The sequence below is a fragment of the Actinophytocola oryzae genome, assembly GCF_004364325.1.
GTDB classification, from domain to species: Bacteria; Actinomycetota; Actinomycetes; order Mycobacteriales; family Pseudonocardiaceae; genus Actinophytocola; species Actinophytocola oryzae.
Window position 1 is genome coordinate 1 of record NZ_SOCP01000003.1, and the last position, 17852, is coordinate 17852.

Consider the following 17852-nt stretch of genomic DNA (forward strand, 5'->3'; position numbering starts at 1 on the left):
CTCAACGCGTTCGACCTCGCGTTCGACGGACGCCTGTCCACCGGCCGCAACTAACCAAATTCAAAATCCAGTTACACCGAAAACTTGACAGCCCCCACCTTCCCAGCCGAGGGTCTATCCCGTGGTCGATGGAGTTACTCATCAGTAGCTCCATTGGATTCGCAGTCGCGTGTCCCCTTGAGGTCGTTGTTTCGGAGTTAAGGGGTGTCCTGTTGCGGCTTTGTTGGGAGGTCTCGGTGAGTGGATCGCGTGTGCACGATGGCGACCAGGGGATTGGGTGTTCGCCCGGTGTGGGTGGCACCGAAGCCACGTCGGTGGGTGCGGTGCCGTTGTTGTTGACTCCGGCGCAGGCAGCGCGGTTGTTGCAGGTGCGGGAGTCGTGGTTGCGGCGTCGTGCGGCGGAGCGGCGGGTGCCGTGTTCGTTCGTGGGTAAACACTTGCGGTTCTCGCACGCGGATGTCGAGGCGATCGTCGTGTCGGGCGCACGGCCGGCGCGGCCTATGGGGCGGGGACAGTCTCGCCCAGCCGCCGGGCCGGGGTCTGTCGATGGTTCACCCAATCGGCGGGGATGACTACATACGGGCTTGCTCTTCCTGCTGTATCGAGCGTCCATATCCGCATACCCCCGCGAACGTCTGGGGTGTGCCCTTCATTGTGTGAGGAGTTGGTGTTGATGGCATGGGTGGAGAAACACGGAGCGGGTTTCCGGGTGCGGTACCGGTTGCCGGACAACAGTATTCCGTCCGAGACCGGGTTCAGCGACTACCGCGCCGCAGCGGACCGAGCTGCGGATGTGGAGTCCGAGCAACGAACCGGGGCCTTTGTGGACCCCCGGTTGGCTCAGACATGCGTCGGGGACTGGGTACGACGATGGACCGACGCACACGACGTGGGCGCGGGGACGTGGGCGAAGTACGACGCGCACCTGCGTAACCACATCCTGCCGAAGTTCGGCGAGATGGAACTCGGCGCGGTCAGCCGCATGACAGTCAAGGCCTGGGTGAAGTCGCTACGGCGGTCGTTGGCCGAAGCCACCGTGATGGACGTGGTGTCCCTGCTGTCCACCATCTTCAACGAAGCCGTCGATGAAGGACTCATCGGCGCCAACCCCTGCCGACGACTCCGAATCAACACCGACGGCCCCACCGAACGCCCAACCGCCACACCCGCCCAGGTGCCGCTCATCGCCGCCCGGGCACGACCCATGGACCAGGTGATGATCATCATGGCCGCCTACACCGGGATGCGCTGGGGCGAACTCGCCGGACTCCAATGGACCCGAATCGACCTCGACGGAGGGCAACTCACCGTGGACGCGAAAGACGGCGCCCTCCACGAGGTAGGCGCGACCCTCACCTTGGGTCCGCCCAAAACCAAAGCCAGCGCCCGCCCCATACACCTGCCCCCGTTCCTCGTCGACCTACTCACCGAACTCCGCACCGAGCGGCCCGCAGCACGGTTCGTGTTCACCGCAGCCGAGGGCGGCTGGCACCGACGAGCGAACTTCCGCCGCCGCGTCTGGCTCCCCGCCACCACCGGCGACCGCCAACGCGGCTGGGACCCCATCGCACCCGGCCTGCATTTCCACGACCTCCGCCACACCCACAAAACCTGGCTGATCGAGGACAACGTGCCCGACGTCTTGCAACACCGACGCATGGGACACCGCCAGAAAGGCGTATCAGGGCGCTACTCCCACGTCACACCCTTGATGACCACTACCATGGTTGACGCTCTCCAACGACGATGGGAGCACAATGGGAGCACCCAATCGGGCGACCACTACCAAGACAGAAGTGTGGTCAAGATCAGTTGCTCCCACAATGCTCCCACAACACAAAAACGGCCTGCCGGCGATGATCACCGACAGGCCATCTGACCAGTGTGTATAACTGGTGGGCGATACTGGGATTGAACCAGTGACCCCTACCGTGTCAAGGTAGTGCTCTCCCACTGAGCTAATCGCCCGAGGCGGCGGCGGGAATCGAACCCGCGTACAGGGCTTTGCAGGCCCTTGCCTAAGCCACTCGGCCACGCCGCCGTGGCTTTCGCGTGGATTGGGGTTTTGGGATGCCCCTCCTCGAGCGGACGACGGGATTCGAACCCGCGACCCTCACCTTGGCAAGGTGATGCGCTACCAGCTGCGCTACGTCCGCGAAACCTGGGGCCGTACTTCCCTGTCCCCTTGGCGTGATCGGAACTCTATCGGATGCCGAACCGGGCCCCCTCGGGGGGTCCCTCTCACGTCAGGTCGGTCGAAATCAGGTGCGTCAGGGCCTCGTCGACGTCCACCCAGAGGTGCTCGTTGCCCGGCACCACCACGTCGTACGTACGGTCCAGGAAGTCCGCCAGCTCCTGTGCCGACGCCTCGAACACCGCGTGCCCGGACGGCGAGCTCAGCTCGATGACGACAACCTCGGGATCGTCCACCGCGGGGCGGATTCGCACGTCGCCGTTGCCTGCTTCGGCGATCAGGCCGTCGGCCAGCAGGTCGCGGGCGAAGACCCATTCGACCCAGCCGGCGCGGCCGGTGCGGAAGGCCGCGACCACGGCGTAGGGATCGCGCGTGTCGTAGCGCAGCTCGACCTTGACCGGAACCGCGGGTGTCCGCGGCGCGAGCAGGTCGAACACCGCGGTTGAGCGGAGCGTCACATGATCGTTGCGCATTGTCGCTACCCCTTTTCTCCCTTCCCAGTCTTGAAACGACTGAGTCCCTTCCCCTGTGACGGCCGGAGGACCCCTTTCGGTCGTGTAACCCCAGCAGTTCACCCATCTGGGGGCAGGAGCCTGGCGGAGCGTACTCGGTTCGCGACGCTCCGTGAATCGCCGTTCCCTGCCACTTTCTGATCGTGGCAAGGGGTGGTCCAACCCCGGTGGCGCCGCGGCCCGAGCGTCGCTCGTGCTCTCCGGCAACTTACCTCAGGGTAGGCCCAGACCACGCGCAACAATCCAGAAATTCGCCTAACCGGACATCAACTCGCATCGTTTTCGACGGCGCGGCGACGTGTGGGTGAACATCCGAGGGACGGCTGCTGATCCAAACGGGTGATCGATAGTCCAGACAGGACCGTCCGCGCTCGGCAGAGATCAACAACGACCTGGGCCTGCGGGAGGACGGTCAGACGGTGATCAATCGAACGGACCAGGCAAGCACCCCATTCGGGTGATTTTCTGCTGGAGTGGTCAACAGTCAGTGCGCGTGGTGTTTTTCACCCGCGCCGGGTAGCTCGCGGGGACCTCCGTCCGCAGGGGGCTTGACCTGCGCGTGTGCAGTGCGCCACACCGCGATGACGCGGGGACCGCCGGAGGTCCGGTGGCGGCCGCCGCGTCATCGCGAGTCACGGGTTGGCGGACCCGTGACCCCACCGCGGGGGATGGGTTACCCCGCGGGTCTCTCAGGCTGTCGACCCGAGCGCCGGGCCCACTGCCTGCTGTGTCGACGCCGTCCCGGGCCTGCCCGGTTGACGCAGGAACAGCGTGAGCAGCGCCGACAGCAGCGCGATGCAGCCGGCGAGGATGTACGCGCCGGTGTAGCCCCACGCGCTGACCACACCGGCCGCCACCCCGCCGCCACCGACGCCGCCCACCAGCTTCGCGCTGTAGACCAGGCCGTAGTTGCTGGCGTTGTAGTTCTCGCCGAAGTAGTCCGGCACGAGGCTCGCGAACAGCGGGTAGAACGCACCGCCGCCGAAGCCGGTGAGGAACGCGAAGAACATGAACACCGGGGTGTTGTGCGTGTTGCCCGACCACAGCACGCCGAACTGCGCGACCGCGGCGATCACCAGCACCCAGGTCAGCGTCTGGCGTCTCCCGATGCGGTCGGACACCCAGCCGACGAGCGCGCGGCCCGTGCCGTTGACGATCGACAGCACACCGGCCGAGGACGCCGCGATGAACGGCCCGAAACCGCTTTCCTGGGCGAACGGCACCTGGAAGTTGATGCCGAACAGTGACACACCACCGATGATCACCAGGCACACCCACATGAGCGGGAGCATGCGGGTGCGGATCGCCTCCATGGGCGTGAACTGGCGCACCGCGGGCGGGTTGACCACGAGGCTGCGGCCGCCCTTCGGCTTGCCCGCCTGGCGCGGGTCGACCTCGGCGGGCCACCAGTTCTTGGGCGGGTCCTTGAAGAAGAAGCCGCAGGCCGCGACCAGGACGAGCATGTACAGGCCGACGAGGTTGAGGATGGCCGAGTAGTTCCCGGGGTGCAGGAGCGCGCTGAAGATGTAGATGAACGGCACCGAGCCGTACGCGAAGCCGCCGTTGACGAAACCGGTCAGACCACCCCGGCGGTCGGGGAACCACTTGCCGACCATGTTGATGCAGGTCGCGTAGACCATGCCCGCGCCGACGCCGCCGAGCACGGAGTAGCCGAGGAACGCGAGCAGCAGGTTGCCGCTGTTGGCGATCGTGAAGTAGCCGATCCCGCTGCAGACGGCGCCGGCCAGCATGGCCGAGCGGGCGGAGAACTTGTTGCGTTCACGTAGTCGACCCGCCGGGAACGCGACGCCGGCCTGGAAGATGGCCCACACGCTGGCGAGCCAGAAGACGTCGGTCAGCGACCAGCCGTAGTTGCCCTGGAGGGTGTCGACCACGGCTCCCCAGCCGTACTCGAAGACACTCACCGCGATCATCGCGAGCCATGGCAGCCACACCATCCATGCTCGCGAATGCCCCATGATGTCGTGGGGACTTTCTCCGACTCGGTAGGTTCGACCGTTTTCGTCGGTCAATTCCTCGTAGGTTGCGGCACCTTTGCCCATTGGAGCCTCTCTCGGTTTTCGCGGCACACGAGATCACCGGTTCCCGAGCCACGGGAATCGGCATGAGGGGTCTGGATCAGCGTTGACCGGTGTCTCACGACCTGGTCAGCGTTGATTGCATACAGTATGTCGTCTACGTAGTGATACGCCTCACGCGTGCCGGTGTCCAGAGAAGAATGTGATTCGGTGCTGTTTTTCCGGCGCAATTCGGACATGGGTCCACAATTGGTCGAACGCTTTTACTGGTACTTGAGAAATGCATTGGTGACTGCGGGGAATGTGTGGTCGAGTTTCGGAGTTGGGACGGTCGGGAGGCAGCCGCCGATCTCGAGGGGGGCCGGCGTGGCAGGCACGCGTCGCCGACGCTCGGCGCGGACAGGGGGGCACGGGGTTCGGCGGTGGGCCAGTCGCTCGTCTGGACGCGTTGCCTGGACTGTGACTTGTGGTAAGTGTGTAGTCGCGGGCCGTATCGTTCTGGGGGCTTGTCACGATATTCCTGCGTCGCTTCGTGGATCGGTTCGCGGCTGCTGGGAGAGAACACAATGGCGGACCTTCGGGTCGAGCTTCTTGGGCCGGTGCGTGCTTGGACAGGGGATCGGGAGGTGTCACTCGGCTCCTCCCGGCCCCGTGCCGTGTTCGCGATGCTCGCCACCCGCCCCAACTCCGTCGTGTCGCGGTCCGAGCTGATCGACGGGGTCTGGGGTGACGGGGCTCCGGCCACCGCCGCCGGGAGCCTGCACACCTACATCTCCACCCTGCGCAAGTCGCTCGAGCCTGGGCGCGCCCGCGGGGCGGCGCCCACGTTGCTCACCTCCGTGGGGTCCGGTTACCGGCTCGGGGTCGAACGGACGCACGTCGACGTCGCCGAGTTCGCTCGGCTGCGGGTCCACGCCGAGCGGATGCTTGCCGACAAGGATCCGTTCACCGCCCTGCGGATCGCCAACGACGCGCTCTCGCTCTGGCAGGGGGAAGCGCTTTCCGGGCTTGGTGGGCCCTTCGCCGAAGCGGAACGGGTGCGGCTCGGGGAGTTGCGGGCCGCCACCACCGAGCTTCGGGCCGAGGCCGGGATCGCCGCCGGTCGGCACGCCGAGATGGTCGCCGAACTTGCCACTCTCGTGCGCGAGCATCCCATGCGTGAACGGCCCCGCGAGTTGCTCATGCTCGCCATGCACCGGTGTGGCCGCAACGCCGAAGCCCTTGCCGTCTACCGGGAAACGCGGCAGATGTTGATCGACGAGCTGGGGATCGAGCCCAGTCCGTCGCTCCGCCGCCTGCACGAACAGATCCTCGCTGGTCAGGACCAGCTCTCGCCTGTACCCGCGCCACGTCCTGACACCCGGGTCGCGCCCGCGCTCGTCGGGCGGCAGGCCGAGTTGGACGTTGTGTCCTCTCTCGTCGACGGGGTCGCCTCCGGGCTGGGTCACTGCCTCTGGGTCGAGGGCGAGATGGGGATCGGTAAGTCCGCCTTGGTCGGTGCCGCTCTCGCACGGGCCGAGAGCACCTGCCAGATCGCGCACGCGGCGGCCGACGAGCTAGGACAGCGCTTTCCCCTCCGTCTCGTGCTCGACGCGCTCGACGTCGATGTCGACTCCCCCGACCCACGTCGCGCCGAACTCGCCGCCACCCTGCACGATCGGCCCGGACAGGCGATCCTCGCCAACGGTGACCCCGTGATCGGCGCGATCGACGAGGTGGTCGCGTTCGTCAAGGCGCTGTGTGCCGACGGGCCCCTCGTCCTCGCCCTCGACGACCTCCACTGGGCCGACGAGGCCAGCATGGTGGTGTGGCACCGGCTCGCCGCCGAGACCGCTCGTCGTCCGCTGCTGCTCGTCGGCGCCACCCGGCCCGTGCCGCAGCGTGCCGAGACCGACCGGCTGCGGAGCGATGTCGCCGGTCACGGCGGCGCCTCCATCGCACTCACCCCGCTCACCGAGCCGGACGTCGCCAGCATGGTCGACGGCCTCGTCGGTGCCCCGCCCGGGCCGCACCTGCGTGCGGTCACCGCGCGGGCCAGTGGGAATCCCCTCTACGTCAGGGAGATCGCCGACGCCCTGCTCCGCGACCGGGCCGTCGCTGTCGGCGACACCGCCGAGGTAGACCGGGAGTGGCTCGACCGGGCACCCGGCTCGCTGGTGTCCGCGGTCAGCGGGCGGCTCCGCTACCTCAGTGACACCACGCGCGAGGTGTTGCGGTCCGCGGCACTGCTGTGTGGCGAGGTCGCGCCCGGGGAGCTGTCGGTCGTGCTCGGCAGGCCCGCGACCGAGCTCGTGGCGTCGTTCGACGAGGCCATCGCCGCCGGGGTGTTGCGCACCGACGACACCAAGCTCGTGTTCCGCCACCCGGTCATCCGCCAGGCGTTGTACGAGAGCACGGCCGTGGCCATCCGCGACGCACTCCACCTCCAGGCCGCCAGAGCCCTCGCCGACGCGGGCGCGCCGGTCGAGCACGTGGCTCGCCAGCTCCTCGCCGCCGGTGGCGACGCCGGACCGTGGGCCACCAGCTGGCTCGACACCGCGACCCCGGTGCTGGTCTACCAAGCGCCGCTCGTCGCGGTCGACCTGCTCGCGCGGGTGGTCGACACCCACGGCTGTGACGGCGCCCTGCGTGCCACCTGCCGGGCGCGGCTCGCCAGCGTGCTGTTCCGCATCGGGCGCGACACCGAGGCCGAGCGCAACGCGCGGCTGGCGCTGTCGTCGCTGGTCGATCCGGACCGGATCGCCGAGATGCGCTGGATCCTCGCCTACGTGCCGTACCGCGCGTCGCGTGCCGACGAGGCCCTTGCCGCACTCGAGGAAGCGCTCGGCGACCCGATCGTGCCCGACGTGTGGCGTGCTCGGCTGCTGTCGCTGCTCGCGCTCGTGCAGCGCTCGGGGGTCGGCGAGCTGGAGACCGCCGCCGACACCGCCCGCGCGGCCATCGAGCTCGGTGAGCGGGTCGACGACGGCTTCGCGACGGGGCAGGCCCTGGAGATCCTCTGGCAGGTCGAGGCGGTGCGGCGCGACTACGTGTCCGCGATCGGCTACCTCGACCAGGCGATGGCGGTCGTCGGCACCGACCTGTCGCTGACCGACCTGCGGCTCGTGTTGCTGGACAACAGGATGTTCACCCTGCAGTGCCTCGACCGGCTCGACGACGCCACCGCAGACCTCGACCTCGCACTGGCCATCGCGGGCAGCAGCCACCCCGCCGCCGGCCTGCACATCGCGGGGGCCGTCCACAACTTCTGGCTCGGCCGCTGGGACGAGACACTGGCCGCGATCTCCACCGTCGAGAGCGATCCCGAGTTCACCGGGTTCGGGCTGCGGGAGGGCGGCGGGCCGCAGCTGCTGATGCACGGCGTGGCGGCGCTCGTCGCCGCCCACCGCGACGACGGCGAGGCGCTCGACCGGCACCTCGATGCCGGTCTGACCTTGCCGCTCACCACCGCGGCCGACCGGGAGAACTGCGACTTCCTGCTCGCGGCACAGGCGACCGCGGCCTGGCGTCGCGGTGACCTGGCCGGTGCGATCGCGGTGCTCGGCACGACGCTGGTCACCAAGCACGCGCTGATGATGCTGCGGCACCAGTGGTTGCCCGACCTGGTGCGCCTCGCGCTCGACCACGGTGACGGTGTGACGGCCCACGCGGCGGTCGTGGCGTGTGAGCTGGAGGCGGCTCAGGAGACGAAGCCGGCACGGGCGGCGGCCGCGGCGTTGCGGTGCCGCTCCATGCTGGAGGGTGACCTCGACGGGCTGCGTGAGGTCGTCGAGCACTACGAGTCCGTCGGGCGGGTCTACGAGCTCGCCCAGACGGTCGAGGACCAGGCGCTGCTGCTGCGTCGGGCCGGCAGGCGGACCGAGGCCGGGGCCGCCCACACGCGGGCCGTCGACCTCTACCGGGGGCTCGGTGCCGCGTGGGACATCCGCCGCGCTGCCGAGCGGTTGCGCTAGGCCCAACGCACTGAAGGCGTCCTTCGTAACGCCCAGCGTAAGGAAGGCGTCCTTCAGTGCGGTCGGCCTAGATCATGCCCTTGCGCAGGGCGTACGCCACCGCGTGCGGGCGGTTGCGCAGGTTCAGTCTCGTCGTCAGGGCGTAGAAGACGTTCTTCACCGTGCGTTCCGAATAGGACAGTTCCGTCGCGATCTCGGCCGTGTCCATGCCGTCGGCCATCAGGCGGAGCACGTCGACCTCGCGGGCCGTCAGGCGGCCGTCCGCCGCGGTCGGGGTCACCAGCTCCTCCTGCAGGCGGCGGACGTGCTCGAGCAGCTCGGCCACCAGGTTCGGTGGCATCACGCCGCCGCCCGCCGCCGCGGCCAACACGCTGCGCAGGACGCGGTCGCCCGTCGCGGCAACGCGTGGCAGCACCGCGACCGCGCGGCATTCCACGATCGTGAGGACGTCCACGTCGCCGATCTCGTCCAGCACCAGCACGACCGGCGTGGGTGTCTCGGCCGCCGCCCGCCGCAGGCCCGCGACCACCTCGCCCGTCAGCCTCGCGGCCGCCACCACGACCACGTCCGCCTGTGTGCGTTGTTCCGCCGCGAGCAGCGTTATCTCGGGACGGTCGCCGAGATAGCTGCTCAGACCGGCCATGCTGAGCTGGTCCGCGGTCTGGACGGCGATCCTGAGTCGTTCTCGCACCACTTTCGCTCCCCCGTTTTCGGTTTACCTCAACGAGTCTGCGCGGGGCGGCTTCACGGATTCTTCAGTGCCACTTCACGGGCGTCTGAAGAACTCCACCTCGCCGAACGCGATGTGCCTGCCGGGGGCCAGACCGGCGGCGGCGCGGATCACGAGGCGGACGCGCACGACGTCGCCGATGCCGGTGTCGGTGCGTTGCGCGCCCGGTGAGTCGGCCAGTGTCACCGGCACGGTCTCGGTGGTGCCGTCCGCCGAGGTGACGACCATGTCGAGCGAGGTGGGGCGGCCCTCGGCGACGAAGGCATCCTCCTCGGACGAGGCGCCCGCGTGGATCACCACGGACAGCAGGCGGAACGGCGCGCTGAACGTGAAGTCGACGGTGTCGCCGACCGCGGGGGCGCCCCAGTAGCGGTTGGAGAGCCCGTCCACGGCGGCGGTCGCCGGGTGGTCGGGCACCGCCTGGCTCGCCGATGTGGCCGTCGGGGAGATCGGCGCGGGGGTGGCGAGCCGGTCACGCAGGTCCTCCCACAGGTTCCTCGCCGTCGGCCAGAACAGGAAGCCGCCGACGACGAGCGCGGCGACGACCAGCAGTGCCGCCAGGCGCCGCAGCCATCGGGAGCGGTCGCCGCGCCAGCGCCACCTGCGCCGCCTGACGGCAGCCGGCGCGGGTGCGTCGGGGTGGAGCGGGGTGGCGCAGTGGCGGCAGAAGTTTCGGTTCGGCGGGTTGTGCGTGCCGCAGACCGGGCAGGGTGGGCCGTCCTCGGTCGGGTCGATGGTCGAGGTCGGCAGCGGGCGCCTGGCCTCGGGGCGGCCCGGCAGGACCGGACCGAGGTCGGGTGCGGCGTCCTCCGGTGCGGCGCCGCCCCAACCGAGGTAGTTGCCGCAGTTACCGCAGAAGTCGTCGGTGTCCACGACCTGCGCACCGCAGTGCGGGCACGTCCTGGTGCTCACGGGTCGACCACCTCCACGACGCAGGTGACGTGTATGGGGCACACGGACGCGACGACCGCCTCGACGCGTGCCAGGTTCGCCGGCCCGGACACCCGTACGACGACCTGGTCCCGGGTCGGGAGGTCGGTGTCCGGGGTGGCCGACCACAGAGCGCCTGGGCCGTCACGCACCTCGGCCCGCACGCCGAGCGCCAGCGACAGTCTCTCCACCAGACCCCGTGCCGTGCCGCGGGTTCTGTGCAGTGCGACGGCTCGGCGCACGACGTCGCGGCGCAGTGCCAACGGCCACGCCGGGTCCAGCTCCGCCGCGACCCAGGACGACAGCCAGACGAGGAAGTCCTCCGGGGCCAGCGCCGGGTCGAGGTAGGCGGGCAGGTTGTCCAGTGTGGACAGAAGCGACGACAGGACGGCGTCGAGGCCTGCGGTGAACCGCTGGGTGAAGTCGTCCTCCGAGTACATGGCGGGGAGGAGCCCGCCGAGCGGGTGGCGGCTCGGCAGCCCGGGCAGTGCCGCCCTCATGACGTGCTCACCTGGTGCTGGTGGGAGAACACGAGTGCGTTGGGCGCGACGTCGAGGCGTTCGATGGGAGCGCCGCGTTCGCCGGTGAGCGGGTTGGCCGGGAACATCCTGACCTCGCTGACCAGTGACACGTCCGGAACCCGTTGCAGGACCGCGAAGATCTCGCCGAACTGGACGGGTCTGCCGAACTCCCAGCCGGTGCCGTCGGGTCCGCCGCGCAGCGGGTTGAGGTACCGGTACAGCGCGGCGAGCGCCTCCTCGCGGACCCTGGCGGCCACGGTCTCCGGCGCGACGAGCCGTGCGACGACGGTGATTCCCTGGTAGCGCGGAGGTTCCACGATGAGGCGGGTACCGAGCAGGCGGCGCTCGTCCAGGTGTCTCGCCACCGTGTCGAGCACCTCGTCGGAGGGCACGAGCTGTTCGAACCGCAGCCGGTCCTGCTGGTCGGCGACCGCGTCCGGCACGACGAGCACACGTGCGCCGCCGTCGACCGGCAGGCACCGCACGCGGGCCAGCGACGGCACGGCCTGGCGTGTGATGAGTTCGTGGTCGGCGGCGGTCACGGCCCGTTCCTGCACGCGCAGCTGGTTGGGCACGCGGACCTTCGCCTCGTCGACGGTCTCCGCGTCGACGCCGCCGATCGCGGCCTCCCGGTTGACCACCTCCGCCACGTACGGCACGGAGCTGCGCAGCACGGAGATCGCGCCGCGTGCGACGTTGCCCGCCCGGCCGCCGCCGGTGCGGTAGCGGGGCACACGGATGACGGCACCCTTGGTCGGCACGGCGCCGTAGCGGCGAAGGGTGCCGTCCAGCTCGCGGACCGCGGGCGGGAACAGGATCTCACCCGCCGACGCGTCGAGCACGACGTGCCGGTCGTCGGGGCGGGATGCACCGAAGTCGGGGACGACCGTCCAGTCCCGCCAACCATCCCTTGTGGACGTCTGGACGACCACCGGTTCGTCGTCCAGCAGCACCGGGACGACCGGCAGTGGGAACGTCTCGCCAGGCACGCCGCCCGACTCCCCCACCGGCACGTCGGTCTCGACCCGGGCGTGCTCGACCGTCGTGGTGCCACCAGCGGTGAACACCTCGGCCTCCCGCACGGTCGGGGACTCGGAGTAGAACGGCTGTCCCGCACGGGGTTCGACGACGCGGCAGCGCAGCCAGCCCGCCCGTTGGCCGGCGATCACGGACTCGGCGTGCCCGGCGGGCACGTGCAGCACGACCTCGCCGGGTCGGTTGAGGCCGCCGGTGGTGTCCTCGTCGGTCAGGCACGGGACCCAGTCCTGGCCGTCCCACGCCTCCCAGAGCAGCGGCGGCTGCCGAGGGTCGACGCCGACGCCCTCGACCCGGCTGTCCAGGCGCACCACGACCGCGCAGCGCGGAACTGCCGTCGACAGGCCGAACAGTGTCGCGTCACCCGCGACGGGCCTGTGCTGGAAGCACGGGACGTCCTTGCCGTCCGCCAGGTCGCGGGTGCGGTCGGTGTGCTCGCCGCTCGCGGTCCTCGTGACGAGCCGGCCGAGGCGCGACGGCACGATCGGCAACGCGTCGATGGTGGCGAACACGACCGGCTCGGCGTTCTCGCCCGCCTCCGTGGCCACCTCGGTGCCGGGCGGCAGGAGCACGGTCTCCTGCTGTGGCGCGGAAAGCCAGAACGTCACGTCGGTCCGCGCCGCGGTCGGCGGGAACAACCGCACGCCGAGCAGGTCGAGGAAGGCCAGGTAGTTCTTCTCCGGCACCCGGTTGAGCCGGTAGACGAGCTGGTCGACCATGTGCGCGAAGGTCTCGATGAGCGTGACGCCGGGGTCGGACACGTTGTGGTCCGTCCACTCGGGACAGCTCTGCTGGACGTACCGCTTCGCCTCGTCCACCAGCTGCTGGAAGCGGCGGTCGTCCAGGTTGGGTGCCCGCAGGGCCATCAGCTCGCCTCCGCTTCCTCGGAAGGGATGGTGTAGAAGGGAAAGACGAGGTTGCGTGGCTCGTTGGTCGACCGGATGGTGTAGTGCACGTCGATGTAGACACACGCGGTGTCGACGGCGTCGAACGCCACCACCACGTCGGAGGTCTCGATCCTGGGCTCCCAGCGGTCGAGCGCGGTGCGCACCTCGCGGGCGATGTCGCCTGCCAGCGCGTGGTCCGCGGCGGCGAAGACCAGCTCGTGGATGCCGCAGCCGAACTCGGGGCGCATCGGGCGCTCGCCGGGGGCGGTGCCGAGCACGAGTCGGATGGCCTCCTGGATCTCCTGTTCGCGGTCGACCATGCCGATGCCGCCGGTCGGGCCGACACGCAGCGGGAAACCCCAGCCACGGCCGATGAAGTCGGTCACAGCGGACCTCCGATGAACACGGTCGTCGAGCCGAGCAGGATCGTGGCGCCGCAGGCGGTGCGGTCTCTCACGGCCGCGACGGGCACGCCGCCGACGTACACGGTCCTCGGGCCGGTAGGCGGCAGGACCAGGTTCGCCGGTCCCATCAACGTGTCCGGGTACTTGACGCAGACGTGGACACTGCCGACGACCGCGGCGGGCGCCTTCTCGATCAGCACGGTGGCCACCTCGGCCGCCAGCGGGCCGGCCGGTGGGCCGATGGCGCCGCCGTGGTTGGTCTTGTCGCCCAGCCGGGCAGCGGGGGGCATGCGTGCTCTCCTTCGTCTCAGTTGAGCCGGATCATCCGGCCCTTGACGACTACCTCGCCGCTCTTCGCGTCGAGGGTGATGCCGTTGGCGCCCAACGTGATCGTGCTGTCCGCGCCGAGCCCGCCCGCCGCCTTGAGCACCAGCTCGTTGCCGCGGTCGTCGAGCAGGACCTCCAGCTTCCCGTCGCCGGTGGCGAGGCGGACGCCGGTGGCCGTCGGGCCGTCGAGCAGCTCGAGGCGGTGTCCCTTGCTGGACACCAGTGACCGCCGGTTCACGGTGCCGCCCCTGCCGTCCACCAACGAGACCGCGTGCTGTGCGGGCTTGTCGACGCCGTTGTAGAGGTTGCCGAGGACGTACGGGCGGTCGAGGCTGCCCTGTTCGAAGCCGACGAGCACCTCGTCGTTGACCTCGGGGCTGAAGACGCCGCCGCCGGAGAGCTGCACGGTGCGGACCCAGTCGGTGACGTAGTCGTCGTCCAGCCACGGGAACTTGAGCCGGACCCAGCCGCGTTGTCCGCCGGTCTCCTTGATGTCGGTGACGATGCCGGTCGCGAGGCCGGGCATGCGGACGTCGCCTGCCGGGGCGGCGAGGCCGGCGAGCGAGCGGTCGTGGGTCGCGCTGACGAGGACCGTGGTGCGGTAGCCCGCGTCCGGTTCCAGGACGTGGGTCACCCCGGTCGCCGTGTACTTGCCGGAGAAGGCCTGGCCGACGTTGCCGAGCGCGATCGGCACGCCCGCACGGAGTTCGGGGTTGCCCTCGACGACCGCCTCCAGCTCGCCGTAGCCCGCGCTGACCGAGGCGGCGAGCGCGTCGGCGGCCGCGTTCGCCTCCGCCTGCGTCGCGTAGGGTGTGCCGGTGACCAGGGTTTTGGCCTTGGTGGGGAACTTGCCCGCCGCGGTCGTCACGGATAGTCCTGGTTGGACGGTTGTGCTCGGCGTGGTCTTACGCAGTGCCACGAGTTTCTGTTTCCTGGCGACATCCCAGCCACGGACCTCGACGCCACCGGCCAGCTCCGAGGTGCTCAGCGCGGCACGCAGGACGGTCATGTTGCGACCGAACTCCAGGACCTGCGGGTTGTTCTCGGCCGAGGTCGACGGGGCGGGCGCGCTCGCGGACGGGTCGAGCCTGGTGAACTGCAGCTGCCCCTTGTCGTCGACCTCGACGACGGCGCCGTGCTCGCGGGCGAGCATCTGGAGGAAGTCCCAGTCCGACACGCCGGGTTGGGACAGGTGCTGGTAGGTGATCGACGCCGTCTCGACGCGGCCGACGGTGAGCCCGGCGTTCTTGGCGACCTCGCGGACGATCGTGGCGGCCGTCATCTTGGTGAACGCCTTCACCCTGCGGCCGCGCAGGAGGCGGTGCGCCCTGGTCATCGCCCGGATTGTCGTGAACGCGCCGGTGCCGTCGACGTCCATCTCCAGCGCGGTGACCTCGCCGGTGAACAACAGCTCCTGGGCCTGGGTGCGCACCGCGGCGACGGAGATCCGCACCGGAGTGCCGATGGTGACGCCGGTCCTGGTGAGCAGCTCGTGGTCGTTGTCGTCGTAGACGAGCACGGCGGTGCCCGGCAGGCCGACGTTCTCGTCGACGACACAGCTGCGGAGCATCTCGACCCAGGGCGCGTCGCCGAGGGTGCCTGCCTCGACGACCGCGCTGTTGGCGAAGGAACGGCCGCCGGTCATCGGTCACCTTTCGTCGCGGGCACGAGCAGTTCGCGGCCGGGGACGAGCGTCATGGGGTCGTCGATGTCGTTGGCCTCGGCGATGACGCGCCAGGCCGTCGCGTCGCCGTACTCGCGGAAGGCGAGCTGCGGCAGGGTGTCGCCCGCGACGAGCCGGTGGGTGCGGCGGGCCTCGCGGGAGCCGGAGGTGGGGTTCTGGCCGGGGGTGCTGAACCCGGCCTCCTCTATGGACAGTGCGCAGGTCGCGCGGAGCGGCTTGCCGTCCACGTCGAACAGTGAGTACTCGATCGAGAGGCTGGAGAGGACCCCGTCGAAGGAGACGGAACGGGCGGTGCCCCACTCGAAGCGAACCCACGGGCTCGCGGGCTGTTTCTTCTGGATACTCCGCTTGGTCGGCACACACGCGCCGAGCAGCTTCTCGACGCGGTCCTCGACGGAGTTGTCGTGGGTGGCGGTGGCGTCGAGGAAGACGCTGACGCTCAGGTTTCTCGGCCCGCTGCCGACGAACTCGGGCAGTGCGGCCTCTTCCGCCATGCGTGCGGGTTTGCGGCGCCACTCGGTGTTCTTGCTGAGACTGAGGGTGCTGGGGTTGAACTGGAACGCGACCGTGGCCAGCCTGCCGCCCGGCTTGGCGCCGACCGAGGCAGGCGGCTCCATGACCACGAGTCGCGCCTTGACGAGGCTGGGGTTCACTGTCGTTGCCTTTCAGGAGGCCTGGAGGCCCTCGTGCGCGATCTCGAGCGTCTCGACCGCGACCTGGGACTGGCTCGGGTCGAAGGTCGGTCCCTGCCAACGGATCGGGATGATGCCGAGCACCTGCCACCGCACGACCGGGGTGAGGTCGGGGGTGCGGGCGACGATCTCGCCGTCCTTGCGTTCGGCCTGCTGGATGACTTCGTTGAACCAGGTGAGGATCTTGGCGGAGTCGCTCGTGACCGGTCGGGTCATCGTGATGTTCGACCAGGTGATCCGGGACGGGAGCTGCCAGGTGAAGCCGTTGTTGCCGCCCTCGGTGAACTGCTCGACCTCCATCTGGGCGCCGAGACCGTCGCAGGTGTGGAACGCGCCGAGGTCGTCGCCCGCGATGGAGAGGGTGAAGAAGACGCTGCTGGCGAAGATCGTGTCAGGCATGGTTGTTCCTTCATCGGCGCCGGTCGTGGAGGCGGCCGGTGCGTTCGCGGCCGTGGCGGAGTTCGGCGCGGAGCAGGCGTCCGACGGGTTCGATCAGGCGGCGGGCCAGGTCGTCGAGGTCTGGTGGTCCTGGGGGTTCGGGGGGTCGGGGGCTTGGTTGTGGGGTGTCGGGGGTGGGTGCGGAGCGTTGGACTGGTGGTGGTGTGTGGGCTGGGGCCGCGGTGGGCTGGTCCGGGGCCGCGGTGGGCGGGATCGCGGCGATGGGTGCGCCGAGGCCGGTCGACCGTTGTCTTGCGGGGGTTCGCTGGACGGTCGGTGGTGTCGTGGACGGGCGGGTCGTGGTTGTTTGGTCGACCGGATGGGTGGTGGTCGGGTTTGCGCTGCGCTGGACCATGCGAATGGGTGGCGCTGTGATCCGTTGCGTTGGTTTCGGCGGGTGGGTGGCCGGGTCGGGTGTGGTTGTCGGGGCCAGGGTGCGTTGAGGTGGCGGGGTGGCCCGTCCGGTGGCTGGGGGAAGGGTTGCCGGGGTGGGGCGGCGTTGGGGCTGTTCTCCGATCATTTGGGCGGTGGCGGGGGTTTCGGCGGGCGGTGGGGCGACGTGGCGGTGAATCGTCGGGGGGTGGGTGTCCGGGCTGGGGGCGGCGGTTGCCGGCTTTGGCGGCTGGGTGCCCGGGTTCGCGTACTGGTCGGCGCTTCTCTGGACCGCCGGGGCTGAACTCCTGGTGACCACGGGAAGGGGGATGCTTCGGTGAGTCGGGGGGGTTGGTGGGTGGGCGCCTGGGCCGGGTGATGGGTCGACGCTTCGCTGGACCGGTCGAGTGCTTGAACCGGATGGTTGACGGGGTGATGAGTCGGCCGTTTGCCGAGCAGGCGGGGGCAGCGGGTGAGCACCCGGGCCGGAGGTCGGGGCAACCGGTGGGTCGACTGTTCGCTGGACCAGCGTTGGTGGGTGGGCAATGGATGGTGGGACCGAAGGGGTGACGCCTGAGGGGTGAATAGGCGAACTGGTGGGGGGACCATCCGATCGATCAACGGCGTGGTTGACCTCTCGCGCTATCAGTGGGGCTGGTAGTGAGGTACTCGGACCTGTCGATTGGCGCGCAGGAGGGCCGAGCCGCCGCTGGGCAGGCGGCTCTGGCAGAGGGGTACCTGAACCGGATCCTGGAGCAGACGGGCGACCAACCGATGGGGCGATGCTTGCCCCTGCTCGCTGAACGCGGTAGTCGGGGGTGGGGCCAGGTGTCCGAGCGGCGGCGTTGGCGAGATCTGACAGGTGGGTGCCCGGGGCTGGACCAGGCGTTTTCTCGACCGGCAGGTCGAGATCATCCTTGGTCACTGGCAGCCAGGCATCCGAACTGGGGGACGGACCTCGGCCGGACGCCGGGTCGATGCTTCGTTGAACCAGCGAAGTCGGCGGGTGGGCAGCCGAACGGGGTGCCGGATCGGCCAGTCGAGCAACCGGCGGGTCGACGCTTCTCTCGGCAAGCTCGTCTGATGGAGGAACACCCGAACCGGGCACTCGGTCATCGGCGATCTCGGCTCGTC

General features: G+C 69.7%; 14 protein-coding genes and 3 tRNA genes. 3 read left to right on the forward strand and 14 right to left on the reverse strand.

Features of this window, described 5'->3' with window-relative positions:
* Window positions 1–128: 128 nt before the first annotated feature.
* Both CLV71_RS50610 and CLV71_RS07500 read left to right on the forward strand, forming a co-directional pair.
* Complete coding sequence (locus CLV71_RS50610; RefSeq protein WP_133901918.1) at window positions 129–572, forward strand: helix-turn-helix domain-containing protein; 444 nt, start codon at window positions 129–131, stop codon at window positions 570–572.
* 101 nt (window positions 573–673) lie between these two features.
* Window positions 674–1879, forward strand: coding sequence for a tyrosine-type recombinase/integrase (locus tag CLV71_RS07500; RefSeq protein WP_166663991.1), 1206 nt, complete (start codon window positions 674–676; stop codon window positions 1877–1879).
* Between the two features lie 14 nt (window positions 1880–1893).
* Here CLV71_RS07500 and CLV71_RS07505 read toward each other — a convergent pair.
* From CLV71_RS07505 to CLV71_RS07525, 5 genes are all read right to left on the reverse strand, one after another.
* A tRNA-Val gene (locus CLV71_RS07505) sits at window positions 1894–1968 on the reverse strand.
* 1 nt (window position 1969) lies between these two features.
* Window positions 1970–2041, reverse strand: a tRNA-Cys gene (locus tag CLV71_RS07510).
* 42 nt (window positions 2042–2083) lie between these two features.
* A tRNA-Gly gene (locus CLV71_RS07515) sits at window positions 2084–2156 on the reverse strand.
* 85 nt (window positions 2157–2241) lie between these two features.
* Entirely contained in the window at window positions 2242–2667 is a 426-nt protein-coding gene (locus CLV71_RS07520; protein ID WP_075123646.1) for an SsgA family sporulation/cell division regulator, read from the reverse strand.
* 728 nt (window positions 2668–3395) lie between these two features.
* Window positions 3396–4769 (reverse strand): OFA family MFS transporter, encoded by a 1374-nt coding sequence (locus CLV71_RS07525; RefSeq protein WP_341771465.1) that lies wholly within the window; start codon window positions 4767–4769, stop codon window positions 3396–3398.
* Between the two features lie 602 nt (window positions 4770–5371).
* Here CLV71_RS07525 and CLV71_RS07530 point away from each other — a divergent pair.
* The gene (locus CLV71_RS07530) at window positions 5372–8698 is read left to right on the forward strand and encodes an ATP-binding protein (RefSeq protein ID WP_243866275.1); all 3327 of its coding nucleotides are present in this window, start codon (window positions 5372–5374) and stop codon (window positions 8696–8698) included.
* Window positions 8699–8765: 67 nt separating this feature from the next.
* Here CLV71_RS07530 and CLV71_RS07535 read toward each other — a convergent pair whose 3' ends face one another.
* From CLV71_RS07535 to CLV71_RS07575, 9 genes are all read right to left on the reverse strand, one after another.
* Entirely contained in the window at window positions 8766–9389 is a 624-nt protein-coding gene (locus CLV71_RS07535) for a helix-turn-helix transcriptional regulator (protein WP_243866276.1), read from the reverse strand.
* 75 nt (window positions 9390–9464) lie between these two features.
* A complete protein-coding gene (locus tag CLV71_RS07540; RefSeq protein ID WP_133901922.1) occupies window positions 9465–10340 on the reverse strand; it encodes an NADase-type glycan-binding domain-containing protein in 876 nt (291 codons plus the stop codon).
* Entirely contained in the window at window positions 10337–10858 is a 522-nt protein-coding gene (locus CLV71_RS07545; RefSeq protein WP_133901923.1) for a phage tail protein, read from the reverse strand. Before CLV71_RS07545 ends, CLV71_RS07540 begins: the two co-directional genes overlap by 4 nt.
* A complete protein-coding gene (locus CLV71_RS07550) occupies window positions 10855–12780 on the reverse strand; it encodes a putative baseplate assembly protein (RefSeq protein WP_133901924.1) in 1926 nt (641 codons plus the stop codon). The genes CLV71_RS07545 and CLV71_RS07550 overlap by 4 nt, the downstream gene beginning before the upstream one ends.
* Window positions 12780–13187 (reverse strand): GPW/gp25 family protein, encoded by a 408-nt coding sequence (locus CLV71_RS07555; RefSeq protein ID WP_243866277.1) that lies wholly within the window; start codon window positions 13185–13187, stop codon window positions 12780–12782. The genes CLV71_RS07550 and CLV71_RS07555 overlap by 1 nt, the downstream gene beginning before the upstream one ends.
* Entirely contained in the window at window positions 13184–13495 is a 312-nt protein-coding gene (locus tag CLV71_RS07560) for a PAAR domain-containing protein (RefSeq protein WP_133901925.1), read from the reverse strand. Before CLV71_RS07560 ends, CLV71_RS07555 begins: the two co-directional genes overlap by 4 nt.
* Before the next feature lie 17 nt (window positions 13496–13512).
* On the reverse strand, window positions 13513–15177 hold the full coding sequence (locus CLV71_RS07565) for a VgrG-related protein (RefSeq protein WP_133901926.1): 1665 nt from the start codon (window positions 15175–15177) through the stop codon (window positions 13513–13515).
* Window positions 15174–15869 carry a CIS tube protein gene (locus CLV71_RS07570; RefSeq protein ID WP_243866279.1) on the reverse strand — a complete coding sequence of 232 codons (696 nt, stop codon included), beginning with the start codon at window positions 15867–15869 and terminating at the stop codon, window positions 15174–15176. The genes CLV71_RS07565 and CLV71_RS07570 overlap by 4 nt, the downstream gene beginning before the upstream one ends.
* Before the next feature lie 12 nt (window positions 15870–15881).
* Complete coding sequence (locus CLV71_RS07575; protein ID WP_133901927.1) at window positions 15882–16307, reverse strand: phage tail protein; 426 nt, start codon at window positions 16305–16307, stop codon at window positions 15882–15884.
* Window positions 16308–17852: the final 1545 nt, after the last annotated feature.

What these genes read in the sequence shown, in the direction of transcription:
- CLV71_RS07525 (WP_341771465.1), bottom strand. Translation starts at nt 4,769, where the DNA reads ATGGGCAAAGGTGCCGCAACCTACGAGGAATTGACCGACGAAAACGGT.
- CLV71_RS07500 (WP_166663991.1), top strand. Translation starts at nt 674, where the DNA reads ATGGCATGGGTGGAGAAACACGGAGCGGGTTTCCGGGTGCGGTACCGG.
- CLV71_RS07560 (WP_133901925.1), bottom strand. Translation starts at nt 13,495, where the DNA reads ATGCCCCCCGCTGCCCGGCTGGGCGACAAGACCAACCACGGCGGCGCC.
- CLV71_RS07565 (WP_133901926.1), bottom strand. Translation starts at nt 15,177, where the DNA reads ATGACCGGCGGCCGTTCCTTCGCCAACAGCGCGGTCGTCGAGGCAGGC.
- CLV71_RS50610 (WP_133901918.1), top strand. Translation starts at nt 129, where the DNA reads ATGGAGTTACTCATCAGTAGCTCCATTGGATTCGCAGTCGCGTGTCCC.
- CLV71_RS07520 (WP_075123646.1), bottom strand. Translation starts at nt 2,667, where the DNA reads ATGCGCAACGATCATGTGACGCTCCGCTCAACCGCGGTGTTCGACCTG.
- CLV71_RS07575 (WP_133901927.1), bottom strand. Translation starts at nt 16,307, where the DNA reads ATGCCTGACACGATCTTCGCCAGCAGCGTCTTCTTCACCCTCTCCATC.
- CLV71_RS07550 (WP_133901924.1), bottom strand. Translation starts at nt 12,780, where the DNA reads ATGGCCCTGCGGGCACCCAACCTGGACGACCGCCGCTTCCAGCAGCTG.
- CLV71_RS07545 (WP_133901923.1), bottom strand. Translation starts at nt 10,858, where the DNA reads ATGAGGGCGGCACTGCCCGGGCTGCCGAGCCGCCACCCGCTCGGCGGG.